Source organism: Streptomyces ambofaciens ATCC 23877 (assembly GCF_001267885.1).
In the GTDB taxonomy this organism is placed as follows: Bacteria; Actinomycetota; Actinomycetes; order Streptomycetales; family Streptomycetaceae; genus Streptomyces; species Streptomyces ambofaciens.
On sequence record NZ_CP012382.1, the window covers coordinates 6395303 to 6414007 of the forward strand.

At 76.1% G+C, this 18705-nt stretch carries 20 protein-coding genes; 15 read left to right on the forward strand and 5 right to left on the reverse strand.

The window, feature by feature from the left end; genetic code table 11:
* Positions 1–55: 55 nt before the first annotated feature.
* The 3 genes from SAM23877_RS28045 to SAM23877_RS28055 form a co-directional block, all read right to left on the reverse strand.
* Positions 56–934: an endonuclease/exonuclease/phosphatase family protein gene (locus SAM23877_RS28045; RefSeq protein ID WP_162492132.1), complete on the reverse strand. Its 879-nt coding sequence runs from the start codon at positions 932–934 to the stop codon at positions 56–58.
* 85 nt (positions 935–1019) lie between these two features.
* Entirely contained in the window at positions 1020–1463 is a 444-nt protein-coding gene (locus SAM23877_RS28050; protein WP_053139124.1) for an Immediate-early protein 2, read from the reverse strand.
* Positions 1464–1513: 50 nt separating this feature from the next.
* The gene (locus tag SAM23877_RS28055; protein WP_162492133.1) at positions 1514–2293 is read right to left on the reverse strand and encodes a polysaccharide deacetylase family protein; all 780 of its coding nucleotides are present in this window, start codon (positions 2291–2293) and stop codon (positions 1514–1516) included.
* Positions 2294–2422: 129 nt separating this feature from the next.
* Between SAM23877_RS28055 and SAM23877_RS28060 the strand changes: the two genes are divergently transcribed.
* The 12 genes from SAM23877_RS28060 (at position 2423) to SAM23877_RS28115 (ending at position 15277) form a co-directional block, all read left to right on the forward strand.
* The gene (locus SAM23877_RS28060; protein ID WP_053139126.1) at positions 2423–3400 is read left to right on the forward strand and encodes a UDP-glucuronic acid decarboxylase family protein; all 978 of its coding nucleotides are present in this window, start codon (positions 2423–2425) and stop codon (positions 3398–3400) included.
* Positions 3401–3557: 157 nt separating this feature from the next.
* Entirely contained in the window at positions 3558–5192 is a 1635-nt protein-coding gene (locus tag SAM23877_RS28065) for a carbamoyltransferase family protein (protein WP_053139128.1), read from the forward strand.
* Positions 5189–6223, forward strand: a complete 1035-nt coding sequence (locus tag SAM23877_RS28070; protein ID WP_053139130.1) for a glycosyltransferase — start codon at positions 5189–5191, stop codon at positions 6221–6223. The genes SAM23877_RS28065 and SAM23877_RS28070 overlap by 4 nt, the downstream gene beginning before the upstream one ends.
* Positions 6220–6939, forward strand: coding sequence for a D-glycero-alpha-D-manno-heptose-1,7-bisphosphate 7-phosphatase (locus SAM23877_RS28075; RefSeq protein WP_053142946.1), 720 nt, complete (start codon positions 6220–6222; stop codon positions 6937–6939). The genes SAM23877_RS28070 and SAM23877_RS28075 overlap by 4 nt, the downstream gene beginning before the upstream one ends.
* Positions 6936–7925 (forward strand): glycosyltransferase family 9 protein, encoded by a 990-nt coding sequence (locus tag SAM23877_RS28080; protein WP_053139133.1) that lies wholly within the window; start codon positions 6936–6938, stop codon positions 7923–7925. Before SAM23877_RS28075 ends, SAM23877_RS28080 begins: the two co-directional genes overlap by 4 nt.
* On the forward strand, positions 7922–8872 hold the full coding sequence (locus SAM23877_RS28085) for a glycosyltransferase (RefSeq protein WP_053139135.1): 951 nt from the start codon (positions 7922–7924) through the stop codon (positions 8870–8872). The genes SAM23877_RS28080 and SAM23877_RS28085 overlap by 4 nt, the downstream gene beginning before the upstream one ends.
* A complete protein-coding gene (locus SAM23877_RS28090) occupies positions 8869–10086 on the forward strand; it encodes a glycosyltransferase family 4 protein (RefSeq protein ID WP_053139137.1) in 1218 nt (405 codons plus the stop codon). The genes SAM23877_RS28085 and SAM23877_RS28090 overlap by 4 nt, the downstream gene beginning before the upstream one ends.
* Positions 10086–10685 carry a D-sedoheptulose-7-phosphate isomerase gene (locus tag SAM23877_RS28095; RefSeq protein WP_053139139.1) on the forward strand — a complete coding sequence of 200 codons (600 nt, stop codon included), beginning with the start codon at positions 10086–10088 and terminating at the stop codon, positions 10683–10685. The genes SAM23877_RS28090 and SAM23877_RS28095 overlap by 1 nt, the downstream gene beginning before the upstream one ends.
* A gap of 8 nt (positions 10686–10693) precedes the next feature.
* Entirely contained in the window at positions 10694–12064 is a 1371-nt protein-coding gene (rfaE2, locus tag SAM23877_RS28100) for a D-glycero-beta-D-manno-heptose 1-phosphate adenylyltransferase (RefSeq protein ID WP_053139141.1), read from the forward strand.
* Between the two features lie 398 nt (positions 12065–12462).
* Complete coding sequence (locus SAM23877_RS28105; RefSeq protein ID WP_053142948.1) at positions 12463–13407, forward strand: glycosyltransferase family 9 protein; 945 nt, start codon at positions 12463–12465, stop codon at positions 13405–13407.
* Entirely contained in the window at positions 13404–14384 is a 981-nt protein-coding gene (locus tag SAM23877_RS28110) for a glycosyltransferase family 2 protein (protein ID WP_053139144.1), read from the forward strand. The genes SAM23877_RS28105 and SAM23877_RS28110 overlap by 4 nt, the downstream gene beginning before the upstream one ends.
* Positions 14381–15277, forward strand: a complete 897-nt coding sequence (locus SAM23877_RS28115) for a glycosyltransferase family 2 protein (protein ID WP_053139146.1) — start codon at positions 14381–14383, stop codon at positions 15275–15277. The genes SAM23877_RS28110 and SAM23877_RS28115 overlap by 4 nt, the downstream gene beginning before the upstream one ends.
* Before the next feature lie 45 nt (positions 15278–15322).
* On the opposite strand, the gene SAM23877_RS28120 is transcribed toward SAM23877_RS28115, so the two are convergent.
* Positions 15323–16213, reverse strand: a complete 891-nt coding sequence (locus tag SAM23877_RS28120) for a polysaccharide pyruvyl transferase family protein (RefSeq protein ID WP_053139148.1) — start codon at positions 16211–16213, stop codon at positions 15323–15325.
* A gap of 35 nt (positions 16214–16248) precedes the next feature.
* On the opposite strand from SAM23877_RS28120, the gene SAM23877_RS28125 reads away from it, so the two are divergent.
* From SAM23877_RS28125 to SAM23877_RS28130, 3 genes are all read left to right on the forward strand, one after another.
* On the forward strand, positions 16249–16497 hold the full coding sequence (locus tag SAM23877_RS28125; protein ID WP_053139150.1) for a hypothetical protein: 249 nt from the start codon (positions 16249–16251) through the stop codon (positions 16495–16497).
* A 94-nt stretch (positions 16498–16591) separates the two neighbouring features.
* Complete coding sequence (locus SAM23877_RS41965; RefSeq protein WP_418080517.1) at positions 16592–16699, forward strand: hypothetical protein; 108 nt, start codon at positions 16592–16594, stop codon at positions 16697–16699.
* Positions 16696–17805 carry a winged helix DNA-binding domain-containing protein gene (locus SAM23877_RS28130; RefSeq protein ID WP_053139152.1) on the forward strand — a complete coding sequence of 370 codons (1110 nt, stop codon included), beginning with the start codon at positions 16696–16698 and terminating at the stop codon, positions 17803–17805. The genes SAM23877_RS41965 and SAM23877_RS28130 overlap by 4 nt, the downstream gene beginning before the upstream one ends.
* A 100-nt stretch (positions 17806–17905) precedes the next feature.
* Here SAM23877_RS28130 and SAM23877_RS28135 read toward each other — a convergent pair whose 3' ends face one another.
* The gene (locus tag SAM23877_RS28135; RefSeq protein ID WP_053139154.1) at positions 17906–18694 is read right to left on the reverse strand and encodes a S1 family peptidase; all 789 of its coding nucleotides are present in this window, start codon (positions 18692–18694) and stop codon (positions 17906–17908) included.
* Between the last annotated feature and the right edge of the window lie 11 nt (positions 18695–18705).

The window sequence follows — 18705 nt, forward strand, 5'->3', positions numbered from 1 at the left end:
CCGCCAGGCGGGCGGCAGCGGCCGGACGGGCCCGGGAGCCCGTCCGGCGAAGGGCCTAGCCCCGGCCGGGCCCCTTCCCGAGCAGCGACACGTCCGCGACCACCGGCCGGTGGTCCGAGGCGACGGCCTCCTCGGGGACCGAGGCTCCGCGCACCCGCACGCCCTCGCCCACGGCCACGTAGTCGATCCGCTTCACGGGCGCCGCGGCGGGGAACGTGCCGCCGGAGCCCGCCCCGGCGTCCCGCAGGTCCGCCCACAGCGGGCGCAGTTCGGGTGCCGCGGGCTCGGCGTTGAAGTCGCCGAGCAGGATCTGCCGCGCCCCGGGCAGCGCCGCCCGCTCCCGCGCCATGATCCGCCGGGTGTCGGCCACCTGTGCCACGCGGACCGCGGGGTCCGGCCGGTAGTCGAGGTGCGTCACGAACACCTGCACGGGCACGCCGCGCACCTTGAGCGTCACCTCGCCGAACCCGGGCGCGGGGGCCGGCACCGGGTTCTCGTCCTGCGTGGACAGGCGCGTGATCTCGTGGTTGGCCGCCGCCCTGACCGGGAAGCGGGAGAGGACCGCCACGCCGTACTCGCGCCGCGGACCCCCGGCCTCCACCGGGTCCAGGCTGTAGATCGGCGCGAACGACACCCGCATCCCGAGCCGCCGCGCCAACTCGCCGGCGACGTCGAGTCCCTGGCTGCGCGCGCCCCAGTGCACGTCCACCTCCTGGAGGCCGATCACGTCCGCGTCGAGCGCGCGCAGCGCGGCGGCCTGCCGGTCCAGGTCGAAGACGCCGTCGGATCCGGTGCCGGCGTGGATGTTGTACGTGGCGACGCGCAGCGGGACCGGGTGGCCCTGGCCGGCGGAGGCGGGCGGGGCCGTCAGAGCCACCGTCAACAGGGCTCCGGTGAGGGACAGTTGCACGAGGACGCGCGATCGGGGAGACATGCCGGCACGGTACGCGGGAAACGCCGGTGGCGCGGCGGCCGGCGCGAAGTCGCCCGCGAGCCGTACCGCGCCCGCAACCGGGGGTTCACGGGTGGCGCAGGAGGTGGTTGACCGTGCGGCCGAAGACGTACCGCCCCGAACGGCCCAGCACGCCGTCGAAGAGGGAGGGCAGCGGGCGGACGCTCATCTCCTCGCGCCACAGGACCCGGGTGCGGCCGCCGGGACCCGGGCGGACCTCGATCTCGGCCCAGCCCCGGACCAGCCGGCCGCGCTTCTCCAGTCGGCACAGGCCGGGGGTGTCGTCGCCCTGCGGTGGCTGCCAGACCGTCACCTCCATCCGGTCGTCGAAGGCGAGCGGGCCGGTGCCCGTGCGGGCCACGATCACCGTTCCCCGGCGCGTGGGCCCGGGCGTGGCGACGGTGACCCGGGTCAGCGGCACGGTGTCGCCGTGCCGCCGCCAGGCGGTGAGCCGGCGCCATGCCTCGTCCAGGGGGAGCGGGGCGGTACGTTCGAGCGAGAAGGTGGCCACGTCACGATCGTAGGGAACCGGCCCCGAGGACACCTCGCAGCCGGCCGCGCCTAGCGGTAGACCTTGCCCGGTTCGGCCTTCCCGGGCGCCAGCAGCTGGGGCACCGTCACGAAGACGTAGCCCCGCGCCTTGAGCGCGTCGACGATGCCGGGCACGGCGGGCACGGTGCCGTCGTAGATGTCGTGGAGCAGGATGATGCCGTCGCGGGACGACTGGTCGAGGACCCGTTCGGTGATCAGGTCGGAGTCGTCGGTCTGGTAGTCCTTGGCGGTCACGCTCCACAGCACCTCCGCCAGCCCCAGTTCGCGGCAGATCTCGTGCACCGTCTCGTCCGTACGCCCCTGCGGCGGGCGCATCAGGGTGGGGCGCTGCCCGGTCAGGCGCTCTATCTCCTTGTTCGGGCGCTCCAGCTCCTCGCGTACCTCCTGCGGTTCGGCGTCCGTGAGGATCTGGTGCGTCCAGGTGTGGCTGGCGACCTCGTGGCCCTCGTCGGCCATGCGTCTGACCAGCTCGGGATAGGTGTCGATGTGCCGTCTGCCGAGCAGGAAGAAGGTCGCCGGGACCTGCTTCTCCTCGAGTATGTCGAGCAGCCGTGCGGAGTTCTCGCTCGGTCCGGCGTCGAAGGTCAGCGCGATGCACTTGACGCGGGCGCAGTCGACCGTGCCGAACTCGGCCCGCGCCTGGGCGCCCGCCGCTCCCCGTACGGAGCTGGGGGAGGTCGTCTCCAGTCGCGTGCAGCCGCTCAGCGCCAGTGAGGCGGCGGCCGCGAGGGTCGCGACCGCGCGCAACCCGGTCCGCGTTTTCGTCATCTTCTCGGTCAGCGAAGGCATGCCGGGAATATACACAGCGTGTATAGACGGGGTGCATAGTGCCCCCTCGAATGACAGTTCGGGGTAGTGGGGCGGCTCGCGGGGTTACTCAGCCGACACGCAAGTGACGGTGAGAGCGAGGAGAGTCCCGTGAGCGAGACCCCCGTGAGCAGACGTGTCTGGCGCCGGGCCCTGGTGACCGGCGGCGCCGGATTCGTGGGCTCCCACCTGTGCGGCCGGCTGCTCGACGCCGGCGCCGACGTCGTGTGCCTCGACAATCTGGCCACCGGCTCGCGGCGCAATGTGGCCGACCTCGAACGGCACCGCGGCTTCCGCTTCGTCCGCGCCGACGCCACCGATCCGGCGGCCCTGCGCGGCCTGCCCGGCCGGTTCGACCTGGTCCTGCACTTCGCCTGTCCCGCCTCGCCCGCCGACTACCTCCGGCTGCCCCTGGAGACCCTCGACGTCGGCAGCACCGGCACCCGCAACGCCCTGGAGCGGGCCCGTGCCGACGGCGCCCGCTTCCTGCTCGCCTCCACCTCCGAGGTCTACGGCGACCCGCTGGAGCACCCGCAGCGCGAGACGTACTGGGGCAACGTCAACCCGATCGGCCCGCGCAGCGTCTACGACGAGTCCAAGCGCTTCGCCGAGGCCCTGGTCACCGCCCACCGCCAGGTGCACGGCACCGACGCCGCCATCGTCCGCCTCTTCAACACCTACGGCCCCCGCATGCGCACCGGCGACGGCCGCGCCGTCCCCACCTTCATCGCGCAGGCCCTGGACGGCATGCCCCTCACCGTCGCCGGTGACGGCGGCCAGACCCGCTCCCTGTGCTATGTCGACGACACCGTCGAGGGCGTCCTGGCCCTCGCCGCGTCCGCCGAGACCGGGCCGATGAACATCGGCGGCACGGACGAGATCACCATGCTGGAACTGGCCCGCCGCGTCGTCGAGCTCACCGGCTCCGGCTCCCGCATCCGCTTCGTGGACCGCCCCGTCGACGACCCCGGCCGGCGCAGGCCGGACACCACCCTGGCGCGTCAGCGGCTCGGGTGGCAGCCGCGGGTCGGCTGGAGCGAGGGGCTGGAGCGCACCATCGGCTGGTTCGCGCACTCCGTCGCCGCGTAACCCCCACAGGCGGCGGGGAGGGGATCGGCATGCTCACTTTCGGTGATTTGTCCGTTCTTTTCCGGAATTGAGCTGACTTCAAGAGTTTGAGTCTGGTGTGGAGCGGCACCCGCGACGCCAGAGGAACCCCAGCAGTCGCCCGGGACGGAGCACCCCCATGCGCATCCTTGGTATCAACGCCCTGTTCCACGACCCGGCCGCCGCCCTCGTGGTCGACGGCCGGACCGTTGCGGCCGCCGAGGAAGAGCGCTTCAGCCGCCGCAAGCACGGCAAGCGCCCGGTGCCCTTCTCCGCGTGGGAGGTACCGGAGCTGTCGGCGCGGTGGTGCCTGGAACACGCCGGGGTACGGCCCGAGGAGCTCGACGCCGTCGCCTACTCCTTCGACCCGAAACTGGCCCGGCCCGCCCGTGACATGGGCCTGGACGACCCCTGGGACCCGCTGCGGCTGGAGTACGCCCGCCGGGCGCCCGAGTTCCTCGCCGAGGCACTGCCCGGGCTCGACCCCGACCAGGTCGTCTTCGTCCCGCACCACGTGGCGCACGCCGCCTCCGCCGGTCCGGCCTCACCACACCCCGACAACGACGTCCTCGTCCTCGACGGGCGCGGCGAGTGCGCCTCCCACCTGGCCGGACGCTACCGCGACGGCAAGCTCGACACCCTCGCCGCCCAGGCGCTGCCGCACTCGCTGGGCCTGGTCTACGAGGAACTGACCGAGCACCTCGGCTTCCTGCGCAGCAGCGACGAGTACAAGGTGATGGCCCTCGCCTCCTACGGCACCCCCCGCCACCTCGACCGCCTGCGTGAACACGTGCACGCCACCGGCGACGGCGGCTTCCGCGCCCACGGCGTCGACTGGGCGGCCCTCGCCCCGGCCCGGGCCCCGGGCGAGGACTGGACGAAGGACCACGCCGACCTCGCCGCGAGCACCCAGGCCGCACTGGAGGAACTGCTCCTCGAACTCGTCCACTGGCTGCACCGCGAGGCCCGGGGAGAGGCCCTCACCATGGCGGGCGGCGTCGCCCTCAACTGCGTCGCCAACTCCAGGATCGCCGCCCGTGGCCCGTACCGGCACGTGTGGGTGCAGCCCGCCGCCGGCGACGCGGGCACGGCCCTCGGCGGCGCCCTGCACGTGGCCGCCCAGACGGCCGTCCCCGAGCCCATGCCCGGCGCCGACCTGGGCCGCGGCTGGAGCGACGAGGAGATCCGCGCCTGGCTGGAGACGGCCGCGATCCCGTACGAGGAGCCGGACGACATCGCCGAGACGGTCGCCGAGGAACTCGCCCGGGACGGCGTCGTCGCCTGGTTCCAGGGCCGCAGCGAGTTCGGGCCGCGCGCCCTCGGGCACCGCTCCCTCATGGCCCACCCGGGCCGCGCGGAGAACCTGGAGCGGCTCAACCACGTCAAGGGCCGCGAGGAGTTCCGGCCGGTGGCGCCCATGGTGCTGGCCGACCGCGCCGCCGACCTCTTCACCGGCCCGATCCCCAGCCCGTACATGCTCTTCGTGCACGACGTCGCCCCCGCGTGGCGCGACCGCATCCCGGCCGTCGTCCACGTCGACGGCACCGCCCGCATCCAGACCGTCGAGGAGCGCCGCGAGCCACTCGTCGCCCGGATGCTCACCGCGTTCGAACGGCGCACCGGGCTGCCCGTCGTCGTCAACACCAGCCTCAACACCGCCGGCCGGCCCATGGTCGACGACCCGCGCGACGCGCTGGAGTGCTTCGGCTCCGCACCCGTGGACCTGCTGGCCATCGGCCCGTTCGCGGTGCGCCGGGGGAGGGCGTTCGCATGACCGGCACGCCCGCGACCGGCGCTCCCCTGAACGGCTACGCCGTCGTCGTCCCCACCCTCGTCCGCGACACGCTGGCCGACTGCCTGGCCGCGCTGGCCGCCGCGCACGGGCCCGGCCCCGACGAGATCGTCCTCGTCGACGACCGGCCCGGGCCCGACGCCGACCCGGCCGACCTGGAGCACCCGCTGACCGTCCTCGGCGACCTGCGCGAACGCACGGTGGTGCTGCGCAGCGGGGGCCGGGGGCCGGCCGCCGCCCGCAACACCGGCATCCGCGCGGTCACCGCGCCCTGGACCGCCTTCCTCGACGACGACGTCCAGGTCGGCCCGCACTGGCGCGACCAACTGGTGCAGGACCTCGCCGAGGCCCCGCCCGACACCGGCGCGGTGCAGGGCGTGATCGCCGTTCCGCTGCCCGGCGAGCGCCCGCCCACCGACTGGGAGCGCGGCACCGCCGGCCTCGCGCGGGCCCAGTGGATCACCGCCGACATGGCCTACCGCACCGACGTGCTCAAACAGGTCGGCGGCTTCGACGAACGCTTCACCCGTGCCTTCCGTGAGGACGCCGACCTCGCGCTGCGCGTCCTCGACGAGGGGTGGCGCATCCGGCGTGGCCGCCGTACCACCCGCCATCCCGTGCGCCCCGCCTCCCGCTGGGTGTCCCTGAAGCAGCAGCGGGGCAACGCCGACGACGCCCTGATGCGGCGGCTGCACGGCCCCGAGTGGTGGGCCAAGGCGGTGGCGCCCAAGGGCCGGATCAGGCGCCACGCGGTGATCACCGCGGCCGGTGCCGCGGCCGTCGCCCTCGCCGCCGCCGGCCGCCCCCGGACGGCCGCGGTCGCCGGCCTGGGCTGGGCCGCGGGCACCGCCGAGTTCGCCTGGGCGCGGATCGCCCCGGGCCCGCGCACCCGTCAGGAGGTCACCACCATGCTGGTCACCAGCGCGCTCATCCCGCCCGCCGCGACCTGGCACCGGCTGAGCGGACTGTGGCGGCACCGCGGCGCCCCCGCCTGGCGGGAGGTGGCCGCATGAGCCCCGTCAAGGCCGTGCTCTTCGACCGCGACGGCACCCTCGTCCACGACGTCCCCTACAACGGGGACCCCGAGCGGGTCCGGCCCGTCGACGGTGCCCGCGAGGCGGTCGCGCTGCTGCGCGCCCACGGCCTGCGGGTAGGCGTCGTCACCAACCAGTCCGGTGTCGCCCGCGGCCTGATCAGCGACACCGACGTCCGTCACGTCAACCGGCGGATCGACGACCTCGTCGGCCCCTTCGACGTCTGGGCGATCTGCCCGCACGGCCCCGGCGACGGCTGCCGGTGCCGCAAGCCGCAGCCCGGCCTGGTCCTCTACGCGGCGGGCCGCGTCTGCGCCGCCCCCGCGGAGTGCGTCGTCATCGGCGACATCGGTGCCGACGTCGAGGCCGCCGAACGGGCGGGCGCCCACGGCATCCTCGTCCCCACCGCGCAGACCCGCCCGGAGGAGACGGCCGGCGCGCCCCACGTCGCCCCCGACCTGCTGACCGCCGTACGTGCGGTGCTCGACGGCCCGCCCCGGGGCCGCGCCCCGGCGCACGAACGCCCCGTCGCGGCGGGGCTCCCCGCCGGAACGGACGGCGGCACCGGGGCCGAGGCCCCCACAGGAACCGGTGCCGGGACCGCTGCCGAGGCGCGTACCGGGACCGCCGCCCCCGGCGGGGCCGAGGCGGTTCGGGCGCGTCCTGGCGTCGACACCCGTCGGAGGTCGCGATGAAGGCGCTCGTCACCCGGCTCGACAGCTTCGGCGACGTGCTGCTCGCCGGGCCCGCCGTCCGGGCCGTGGCCGCGCGGGCCGACCACGTCACGCTGCTGTGCGGCTCGCGCGGCGCGCCCGCCGCCCGGCTGCTGCCCGGCGTGGACGAGGTCCTGGTGTGGGACGCCCCGTGGGGCGGTTTCCAGCCGCCCGACGTCAGCCGCGAGGACATCGACGCCCTGGTGGACCGGATCGACGCCGACACCGCGCTGGTCCTCACCTCCTTCCACCAGTCCCCCCTGCCCACCGCCCTGGTGCTGCGCCTCGCCGGCGTCCGGCACATCGCCGCGGACAGCGTGGACTACCCCGGCTCCCTGCTGGACCTGCGCCACCGGCGCGCCCCCCACGCCCACGAGGTGGAGGCCGCGCTCGACCTCGCCGAGGCCGCCGGGTTCCCCCGGCCCGACGACGGACGGCTGCGGGTGCACGCGCCGCCCCGCACCGAGGAGCTCACCGGCCCCGGCCCGTACGTCGTCCTCCACCCGGGCGCCAGCGTCCCCGCCCGCGCCTGGAGCCCGGACCGCGGCGCCGAGGCCGTACGCGAACTGGCCGCCGCCGGGCACCGCGTGCTGGTCACCGGCGGCCCGGACGAGCGCGACCTCACCGCTCACGTCGCGGGTGAGCACGGCACCGACCTCGGCGGCCGCACGGAGGCCCCGGAGCTGTCCGGCGTCCTCGCGGGCGCGAGCGTCGTCGTCACCGGCAACACGGCCCCCGCCCACCTCGCCGCCGCCGTCGGCACCCCGGTCGTGTCCCTGTTCGCACCCGTCGTACCGGCGGAGCGCTGGCGGCCGTACGGCGTCCCGTACGTCCTGCTCGGCGACCAGGACGCGCCCTGCGCCGACAGCAGGGCCAGGGACTGCCCCGTCCCCGGCCACCCCTGCCTGAACACCGTCACGGCGACCGATGTGGCCGCCGCCGTCGAGAAACTCCTGGGGGAGGCATGAGGATCCTCATCTGGCACGTGCACGGGTCGTGGACCACGGCCTTCGTGCAGGGCCCGCACACCTACCTCGTCCCCGTCACCCCGGACCGCGGACCCGACGGCCTCGGCCGCGCCCGCACCTGGGACTGGCCCGACTCCGTCGTCGAAGTGCCGCCGGAGCGGCTGCGGGACGAGCACGTCGACCTCGTGATCCTCCAGCGTCCGCACGAACTCGCCCTGGTCGACCGGTGGCTGGGACGACGCCCCCCGCTGGTCTACCTGGAGCACAACGCCCCCGACGGCGACGTGCCCGACACCCGCCACCCCGCCGCGGACCTCCCCGGCGTCACCCTCGTCCACGTCACCCACTTCAACCGGCTGATGTGGGACGCGGGACCCACCGAGACGGCCGTCGTCGAGCACGGCATCGTCGACCCCGGCCACCGCTGGACCGGTGAGCTGGAACGGGCCGCCGTCGTCGTCAACGAGCCGATCCGGCGCGGGCGCACGACCGGCACGGACCTGCTCCCGGCGTTCGCCCGGTCCGCCCCGCTCGACGTGTTCGGCATGCGCACCGAGGGACTCGCCGAGCACATCGGCGTCGCCCCCGACCGCTGCCGCACCCAGGACGTCCCCCAGGGCGACCTGCACACCGAGCTGGCCAGCCGCCGCGTCTACGTCCACCCCGTCCGCTGGACCTCCCTCGGCCTGTCCCTGCTGGAGGCCATGCACCTGGGCATGCCCGTGGTCGCCCTGGCCACCACCGAGGTGACCGAGGCCGTCCCGCCCGGCGCCGGGGTGGTCTCCAACCGCATCGACGTACTGACCGACGCCGTACGCGACTTCCTCGCCGACCCGCCGCACGCGCGGACAGTCGGCGAGGGGGCCCGTGCGGCGGCCCTCGCCCGCTACGGGCTGTCCCGCTTCCTGGACGACTGGGAGCGGCTGCTGAAGGAGGTGACCCGATGAGGATCGCCATGGTGTCCGAGCACGCGAGCCCCCTCGCCGCGCTCGGCGGCGTCGACGCCGGTGGACAGAACGTCTACGTGGCCCGTCTCACCGAGGAGTTGGCCAAGCGCGGCCACGACGTCACGGTCTACACCCGCCGGGACGCCCTCGACCTGCCCGACCGGGTGCCGCTGCCCGGCGGCGCGGTCGTCGAGCACGTGCCGGCCGGACCACCCGCGGCCGTCCCCAAGGACGAACTCTTCCCGCACATGCCCGCCTTCGGCACCCACCTGGCCCGCGCCTGGGCGAGGGAGCGGCCCGACGTGGTGCACGCCCACTTCTGGATGTCCGGCATGGCCGCGCAGATCGGCACCGGCCCGCACGGCATCCCGCTCGTGCAGACCTTCCACGCCCTCGGCACCGTCAAGCGGCGCCACCAGGGCCTGCGGGACACCAGCCCGTACGAGCGCATCGGCATCGAGCGGCAGCTCGGCCGCGCCTGCGAACGGGTCCTGGCCACCTGCACCGACGAGGTCGTCGAACTCGGCGACATGGGCGTACCGCCCCGGCAGATCTCCGTGGTGCCCTGCGGGGTGGACGTCGAGCACTTCCACCCCGCCGCCGACACCGGCCGCACCCCCGAGAGACGCCGGCGCCACCGGCTGCTCGCCTGCGGCCGGCTCGTCCCCCGCAAGGGCTACGACCAGGCCGTACGCGCCCTGGCCCACGTACCCGACACCGAACTGCTCATCGCGGGCGGCCCGCCCGCCGGCGCCGTCGACGCCGACCCCGAGGCCCGGCGCCTGACCGCGCTCGCCCACCGCGTCGGCGTCGCCGACCGGGTCCGGCTGCTCGGCGCCGTCGACCCGGAGGACATGCCCGCCCTGCTCCGCAGCGCCGACCTGGTGCTGTGCACCCCCGTCTACGAGCCGTTCGGCATCGTGCCGCTGGAGGCGATGGCGTGCGGCGTGCCGGTCCTCGCCACCGACGTCGGCGGCCACCGCGACTCCGTGGCCGACGGGATCACGGGCCGCCTCGTCACCCCGCAGGACCCCGAGGCCGTCGCGGACGCCGCCCGCGAACTGCTCGCCGACGAACGGCTGCGCCGCCAGTACGGCAGGAACGGCCGGGAACGCGTCCTCAGGCACTACACCTGGGCGCGCGTCGCCGACGGCGCGGAACAGGTGTACCGCCTGACCCTCGCCGACCACGCGCTGTCGAAGGAGGTGGCGTGATGACCGTCCACCCGCCCGTCGTCGGGCACTGCGACGAACTCCAGGAGGCGCTGGGGGCGTTCCGCGCCTCCGCGCACATCACCGAACGCTGGGGCCGGCGGCTCGCCGCCGTGCTGGCCGGCGGCGGCCGGCTGCTGGCGGCGGGCAACGGCGGCAGCGCCGCCCAGGCCCAGCACCTGACCGCCGAGATCGTCGGCCGCTACCGCGACGACCGGCCGCCGTTCTCCGCGATCGCCCTGCACGCCGACACGTCCAGCACCACCGCCATCGCCAACGACTACGGCGTCGACGAGGTGTTCGCCCGCCAGGTCCGCGCCCACGGCCGCGAGGGCGACGTCCTGATGCTGCTGTCCACCAGCGGCGCCAGCGCCAACCTGCTCTCCGCCGCGGACGCCGGGCGCGCCGCCGGAATGCGGGTGTGGGCGCTGACCGGCTGCGAACCCAATCCGCTCATGGCGGGCAGCGACGAGTCCCTGTGCGTGGCCGCCCCCTCGACGGCCACCGTCCAGGAGATCCACCTGGTCGCCGTGCACATGATCTGCGCGGCCTTCGACGCCGCCCTGGAGCGGGGCGTGCGCGGCACCGGAAGGCGGAGGTGACGGGACGCATGGCTGACCGGACCCCCCTGGTCGTCGTCGGCGACGCCCTCCTCGACCGCGACCTCACCGGCTCCGCCGACCGGCTCGCCCCCGACGCGCCGGTCCCGGTGGTCTCCGAGTGCGCGGAACGCGTACGGCCCGGAGGAGCGGCCCTCGCCGCGTACCTCGCCGCCCGCGACGGCCGCGAGGTCACGCTGATCGCCGGCGTGGGCGACGACCCGGCCTGCCTGGCCCTGCGTGAACTCCTGGACCCCTGGCTGACGCTGGTCCCCCTCCCGCTCACCGGCACGCTGCCCGAGAAGACCCGCGTCCTGGCGCAGGACCGCCCCGTCGTCCGCCTCGACCGCGGCGGCGGCCGGGTCCGCGAGGCCACCGAGGAGGCCCGCGCCGCGCTGCGCGCCGCCCGCGCGGTCCTCGTCTCCGACTACGGCCGCGGCGCCGCGGACGCCCTGCGCGACGTACTGGCCGCGCGGCCGCCCCTGGTGTGGGACCCGCACCCGCGCGGGGGCCCGCCGGCCCCCGGCACCCGGCTGGTGACACCGGCCGAGAAGGAGGCGCACGGCTTCGCGTCCCGGGACGGCCGGCCGGGCGGAGGCCTGCGCGCCGCCGCGCTCGACGCCGCCGCGCTGGTGCGCGACTGGCGCGCGGCGGCGGTGACGGTGACGCTGGGCGCGCGCGGCGCCCTCCTGTCGTACGGCGAACACCCGCTCCTGGTCCCCGCCCCCGCCGCCCACCACGGTGACGCGTGCGGTGCGGGGGACCGGTTCGCGGCCACCGCCGCCGGGCTGCTCGCCGACGGGGCACTGGTGGGGGAGGCCGTCGAGGGCGCGGTGACCGCCGCGTCGGCGTTCGTCGCCGCGGGCGGCGCGGGCGCGCTGCCTCCCGCCGGCGCCGGCCCGGTGCCCCGCTCGGACCCGGACTCCGACGACCCGCGGGCCCTGACCGCCCGCGTCCGCGCCCAGCACGGCACGGTGGTCGCCGCGGGCGGTTGCTTCGACCTGCTGCACGCCGGCCACGTCGGTCTCCTCCAGGCCGCCCGACGGCTCGGCGACTGCCTCGTCGTCTGCGTCAACTCCGACGCCTCCGTCCGACGCCGCAAGGGCGACGGCCGGCCCGTCAACCCCCTCGCCGACCGCGTCCGCGTCCTGCGCGCCCTGGCCTGCGTCGACGCCGTCGCCGTCTTCGACGAGGACACCCCCGAACGCCTCCTGGGCGACCTGCGCCCCGACGTCTGGGTCAAGGGCGGCGACTACGCGGGCGCGGATCTCCCCGAGGCGGCGCTCCTCCAGGAGTGGGGCGGCCAGGCGGTCCTCCTGCCCTACCTGGACGGCCGCTCCTCCACGGCCCTGCTGGCCCGGGCGGCCGAGGGAGTCCGATGACTCGCCACACGCCGACCACGGGGGGAGGCCCCGGGCCGGTGAGCGCGGCCACCGGGCGAGGACCCCGACCGGTGAACGCGGCCACGGGGGGAGGCTCCGGTTTGGTGACTGCGGCCACCGGGGGAGGCCTCGGGCCGGTGAGCGCGGCCACGGGGGGAGGCTCCGGTTTGGTGAACGCGGCCACGGGGGGAGGCTCCGGGCCGATGAACGCGGACACCGGGCGAGGACCCCGACCGGTGAACACGGCCACCGGGCGAAGCTCCGGACCGGCGGACGCGGGCCCGGGGCCGGTGCGGGACCGTCGGCCGGGACAGGACCGTCGGCCGGGACAGGACCGTCGGCCGGGACAGGACCGTCGGCCGGGACAGGACCCGGCGGGCGGCGGCGCGCGCCCTCGGCTGCTCGTCCTGCGTGCCCTCGGGCTCGGGGACCTGCTCGCCGGGGTGCCCGCGCTGCGCGCGCTACGCCGGGCCCACCCGGGGCACGAGCTGGTGCTGGCCACCCCCGCCGAGCTGGCGCCGGTCGTCGCGGCGACGGGAGCCGTGGACCGGCTGCTGCCGGCGTCCGCACCCGGCCGCGCCGTCCCGCGCACCCTCGACTGGACCGGGCCGCCCCCGGACGTCGCCGTCGACCTGCACGGCAACGGACCGCCCAGCCACCGTCTGCTGGCGCGCCTGCGCCCGCTGAAGCTGCTGGCGTTCGCGCACCCGGAGACCCCCGAGGTGGACGGCCCGCCCTGGTACGCCGAGGAGCACGAGCGCGACCGCTGGTGCCGTCTGCTGCGCGCCTACGGCATCGACGCCGACTCGGCCGACCTGCGACTGCCCCGCCCCGGCACGCCGTCCCCCGCCCCCGGCGCCGCGGTCCTGCACCCCGGTGCCGGCGCCCCCTCCCGCTGCTGGCCCGTGGAGCGGTTCGCGGCCGTCGCGGGGGCGCTCCGCGCACGGGGGCACCGGGTCGTCGTCACCGGGGGAGCGGACGAGGGCGACCTGGTGGCCCGGCTGGCCAAGCTCGCCCGCCTGCCCGACACGGACGTGTTCGGCGGCGGCCTGCCCCTCGACCGGCTCTCCGCCCTGGTGGCCGAGGCCGGCGTCGTCGTCAGCGGCGACACCGGCATCGCCCACCTCGCGGTCGCCCACGCCACCCCCTCCGTCACCCTCTTCGGCCCCGTCCCGCCCAGCCGTTGGGGCCCGCCCGACCACCCCCGTCACCGCGCCCTGTGGCACCCCGGCCCGGACGGCGACCCGCACGGCCAGGCGACCGACCCCGCGCTGCTGCGCATCGGCACCGGGGACGTCCTGGCCGCACTCGACGCCCCGGGCGTCCTGGAAGAGGCACCATGAACCACGGCACGCCGCACCACGCCCCGGAACCGGCCGCACCGCACGGTCTGTCGGCCACCCGCGCACGGCCCCGCCCCGACCCCGCCGCACACGCCGACGTCGGCATCGTCGTCGCCACCCGCAACCGCTGCGCGAGCCTCGCCGTCACCGTGCGCCACCTGCTCGCCCTGCCCGAACGGCCCGAGGTCCTCGTCGTCGACAACGCCTCCACCGACGACACCCGCGCCATGCTGGCCCGCGACTTCCCCCGGGTGCGCGTGGTCTCCCTGCCCTTCAACCGCGGCGCCCTCGCCCGCACCCACGGCGTCCGCGCCCTCGACACCCCGTACGTGGCGTTCAGCGACGACGACTCCTGGTGGGCGCCCGGCGCGCTCGGCACCGCGGCCGCACTGTTCGACGAGCACCCGCGGCTGGGCCTGGTCGCCGCCCGCGTCCTCGTGGGCCCCACCGAGGACGCGGACCCCCTCAACGACCTGCTCGCCGCGTCCCCCCTCGGCACCGCCACCGACCTGCCCGGCACGCAGGTGCTCGGCTTCCTCGCCTGCGCCGCCGTCGTCCGACGCACCGCCTACCTCGACGCGGGCGGCTACCACCCCCTGCTCTTCTTCGGCGCCGAGGAGACCCTCCTCGCCTACGACCTGGCCTCCCGCGGCTGGGGCGTCACGCACTGCCCCGAGGTGACCGCCCACCACCACCCGGACCCCGCGCCACGCACCGACCGTCCGGCCGTCGTAAGCCGCAACGCCCTCCTCACCGCCTGGCTGCGCCGCCCCCTCCCGCACGCCCTCGCCCGCACCCGCGCCCTCGTGGCCGAGGCCCGCCACGACCCGCACGCCCGGCGCGCGCTGCGGGAGACCCTCACCCGCCTGCCCGCCGCCCTGCGCGCCCGCAGACCCCTGCCCCCGCACGTGGAGCGCGCCGCCCGTCTCCTCGACGAGCGCGGGGGCGCCGGCGGCACCGACGGAGCGACCTCATGACCGACGTCCGGACCACCGTCGTCGTCATCACCCACAACCGGCGCCGCGAACTCCTGCGCACGCTGGGCCACCTCGCCGAACTCCCCGAAGCACCGAGGGTGATCGTCACCGACAACGCCTCCACGGACGGCACCGCCTCCGCCGTCGCCCACCACCACCCGCACGTCGGCCTCCTGCGCCCCGGCCGCAACCTGGGCGCCGTCGGCCGCAACCTGGCGGTCCGACGGGTCCGCACGCCCTACGTCGCCTTCTGCGACGACGACTCCTGGTGGGCGCCCGGCTCCCTGTCCGGGGCCGCCGACCTGCTCGACCGGTACCCGGCGGTCGGCGCGGTCACCGCCCGCATCGTCGTCGAGCCGGACGGCACCGAGGACCCCATCGTCAGGGAACTGCGCGACTCGCCCGTTCCCCGCCCGGACTGGCTCCCGGGACCGGCCCTCGGCTCCTTCCTGGCCGCCGCGACCGTGCTGCGCACCGACGCCTTCCGGGCCGCGGGCGGCTTCCACCCCCGGCTGTGGCTGGGCGGCGAGGAGGAACTGCTCGCCGCTGACCTGGCGGCGAACGGCTGGTGGCTGACGTACGCCGACCACCTGACGATCCACCACCACCCCTCGACGGCCCGGGACTCGACCCTGCGGCGCGCGCACGGCATCCGCAACACCCTGTGGTTCACCTGGCTGCGCCGCCCGGCCGGTCCCGCCCTGCGCCGCACCCTCCACCTGGCCCGCACCGTCCCCCGCGACACCGCGTCCCTGCGCGCCTTCGCCGAGGCGACGGCCGCCCTGCCGTGGGTGCTGCGCGAACGCCGGGTGCTACCCCCCGAGGTCGAGGCCCGCCTGCGCTCCCTGGAACCCACCCAGCGCACCTCGACGGCCCGCACCTACACGGGCTGACCGGCCCCCGGACGGGCCGGCACGGAACGGGCCGGCCGCGTGCCACTAACCGACCGGCCCCGCTCCCAGCGCCGCCACCAGCCCGTCCGCGGTGTCCTCCGCGGCCTCCGCCGACCGGAAGCCGGCGCCGATCCGCGCGGCCTCCTCCCGTCCGCGGGTCAGGCACCAGTCCCACCAGTGCTCCAGGGCGCCCACCGTCAGCCCTTCGGCGGGCAGCAGTGCCGGCCAGCCGCAGGCGCGGGCCTGTGCCGTCACCTTCGCGCCGCCCGCGACCGGGTCCACCGCCAGTGCGGGGGTCCCCGCCCGCAGCGCCAGGACCAGCCCGTGCAGCCGGTCGGTCACGACCAGGTCCAGCCGGGCCAGTACGGCCTCCAGCTGGGCGGGTGTGCCGCACAGCCGCCAGTCGTGGGCGTCGAGCCGGGTCTCCAGTTCCAGCCGCGCGCAGTCCTTGCCGGCCAGCCAGCGCGTCAGTTCCGCGGCGGCCTCGGCGTGCCGCCGCCGACCCCCGTACTCGTGCTGCCCGTGGGTGAGGACCACCCCGGCGACCGGCCGGGCGGGCGGTGCGGGCGCGCGGGCCGCGAGGTCCAGGGTCGGCACGGTGCCGGCGGCGTCCCGGGCGAGCACCTGGTGGAAGCCGGTGACGGCCGGGGACCCGGGGTCGACGACGGAGACGCCGACCGCGATCCGCACACAGTGCGCGAACCGCCGGTGCAGTTCCTCGATCTGCCGTCCGTGCACCGGCCCGCACACGAAGACCAGGCGGGTGTACGCGGCCGGGTCGACGTCCGCGAAGTGCATGTCGCCGGGCCGGAATCCGGGGCTCCACACGACGTCGTACGCGAGCCCCGCGTCCCGCAACACCGCCTCCACCCGCCGCAGCGCCAGCACGTCCCCGGCGGTCGCCTCCCCGTGCAGGAAGCTGAACCAGCCGGTCACCAGGATCCTGTCTCGTCCGTGCACAGTGCCCCCGGGTGCCCCTCCCGGGGCACGGCAACCACGGGCACGGCAACCACGGGCACGGCAACCACGGGCACGGCAACCACCGGGGGACCGTTCAGCGCCTCACCACCGGCTCGAAGGCCCTGCGCACGTCGGCTCCCGACGGGGTGACGGCCTGCCGCGAGGGGACACTGCCGAAGTACCCGAGGACGCCCGGGCAGCTCGCCCCGCCGATCTGCACCGTGCGGTCGGCCACCGGCCTCCCGGTGCGCGGCGCGTAGACCCGCCCTGGTCCGGCTCCGGGACGTCCGCCGGCCGGGAGCCCCGCGTCCGCTGCCGCGCCACCTCACCGGCCACGAGGCCGCCGTCCTGTCCGTGGCCTTCGCCCCCGACAGCCGCGTGGTCGCCGCGGGCGCCGAGGACGGCACCCCCGGGGCTCGCGGACGGAACCTGTCCGCGTCCGCCGCTACCGTGCACGCATGACGACCAAGGCATCCGCGACCGCCCCCGTCCTCGGCACCCGGGCCCTCAACCGCGCCACTCTGGAGAGGCAGTTGCTGCTGCGCCGCGCGTCGATGCCGGCCGAGGCCGCCGTCGCGCACCTCGTCGGGCTCCAGGCCCAGAACGTGAAACCCCCGTACTACGCGCTCGCCGCCCGCCTCGACGGCTTCACGCCCGAGGACCTGTCCGGGGCGATGGCCGACCGCCGGGTCGCCCGCCTGGTCACCCTCCGCTCGACCCTCCACACCCACACCGCCGACGACTGCCTCACCCTGCGCCCGCTGGTGCAGGCCGCCCGGGACCGGGAGCTGGGGAACTTCCGCAAGGGCCTCGTGGGTGTCGACCTGGACCGCCTCGCCGTCCTCGCCCGAGAGCTGGTCGAGGCCGAGCCGCGCACCATGGGCCAGTTGCGCGAGGCGCTCCTCGCCCGGTGGCCGGACGCCGACCCGCAGGCCCTGGCCGTCGCCGCCCGCTGCCGGCTCCCGCTCGTCCAGGTGACACCGCGCGGCCTGTGGGGAAGGAGCGGACAGGTCACGCTCACCACCGCCGAGCACTGGCTCGGCCGCCCCGCCCGGCCGGCTCCCGCTCCGGACGAGACCGTCCTCCGCTACCTCGCCGCCTTCGGTCCGGCCTCCGTGCGGGACATGCAGACCTGGGCGGGCCTGACCAGGCTCCGGGACGCCTTCGAGCGACTCCGGCCCCGGCTGGTCACCTTCCGGAGCCCGGACGGCACCGAGCTGTTCGACCTCCCCGACGCGCCCCGCCCCGACCCGGACACGCCCGCCCCGCCGCGCTTCCTGCCCGAGTTCGACAACCTGCTCCTCTCCCACGCCGACCGCACCCGCCTCGTCCCGCCCGCCCACAAGGGCCGCACCTGGTCGAAGAACGTGGCGCACCGAGTCCTCCTCGTCGACGGCTTCGTGGCCGGGCTGTGGAGGACGGCCGACGACGTCCTCGTCGTCGAGCCCTTCGACCGCCTCACGAAGGTCCGGTGGGACGAGGTCGTGGCCGAGGGGCAGCGGATGCTGGCGGCCCTGCACCCGGGGACGGCGTACGACGTCCGGCAGGGGACCGTGCGCGGCGACTGACACGCGGAGATGGAGAGGGGGCGTTGCGGGCCGCTCGTGGAGGCCCGCAACGCCCCCCGGTCTGTCACCTGAGGGGTGCTCAGGTGGTTTCGGTGCGGGGCTAGGAGGTGACCTGCGCGGTCACCAGGCCCGAGAACGTGGTCAGCCGGGAGTAGACACCCGGATAACCCGCCCGGGCACAGCCCTCGCCCCAGGAGGTGATCCCTGCCAGGACGCCCCCGATGACCAGGGGTCCGCCGCTGTCGCCCTGGCAGGTGTCCACGCCGCCGGAGGGGAGTCCGGCGCACACCATGTCGCTCGCGACGAAGTCGGAGCCGTAGGAGCCGCGGCAGCTCGTGTCCGACACGACCGGTACGGTCGCGGTCCGCAGCTGGTTGGAGGAGGAGCCGTTCTCCCGGGTGGTGCCCCAGCCGAGGACACGGGCGGTGGTGCCGGCCGCGTAGACGGAGGTGTCCGAGGCGGACACGTACTTCGCCGGCGTGTACGGCATCGACCTCGACAGGGTCAGGACCGCTACGTCGTCACCGTTGGTGGCGTCGGTGTAGTCCGGGTGGATCCAGATCCGGCTGACCTGGGCGACCGTGCCGTTGGTGCCGTTCAGGTAGGTGCGTCCGCCGACGACGCGCACGCTGCGGGTGCTCTCGCCGACCATGCAGTGGGCGGCGGTGACGACCTTGGTGGGGGAGACCAGGGTGCCTCCGCAGAACTGGTTCTGCGAGGCGTCCGTGATCTGCATGACGAAGGGGTACGCGCTCGTCGTGGTCGTCGAACCTCCGACGATGGGCTGCGGCGCGGCGACGGCGGAGGGCGCGGCCAGCATCGCGGTGACCGCGGCGCCGGCGGTGGCCAGGGCGGCGGCGGTCGATCTGGCGCGGGTGAGCCCGAACATGAGTCTCCTCA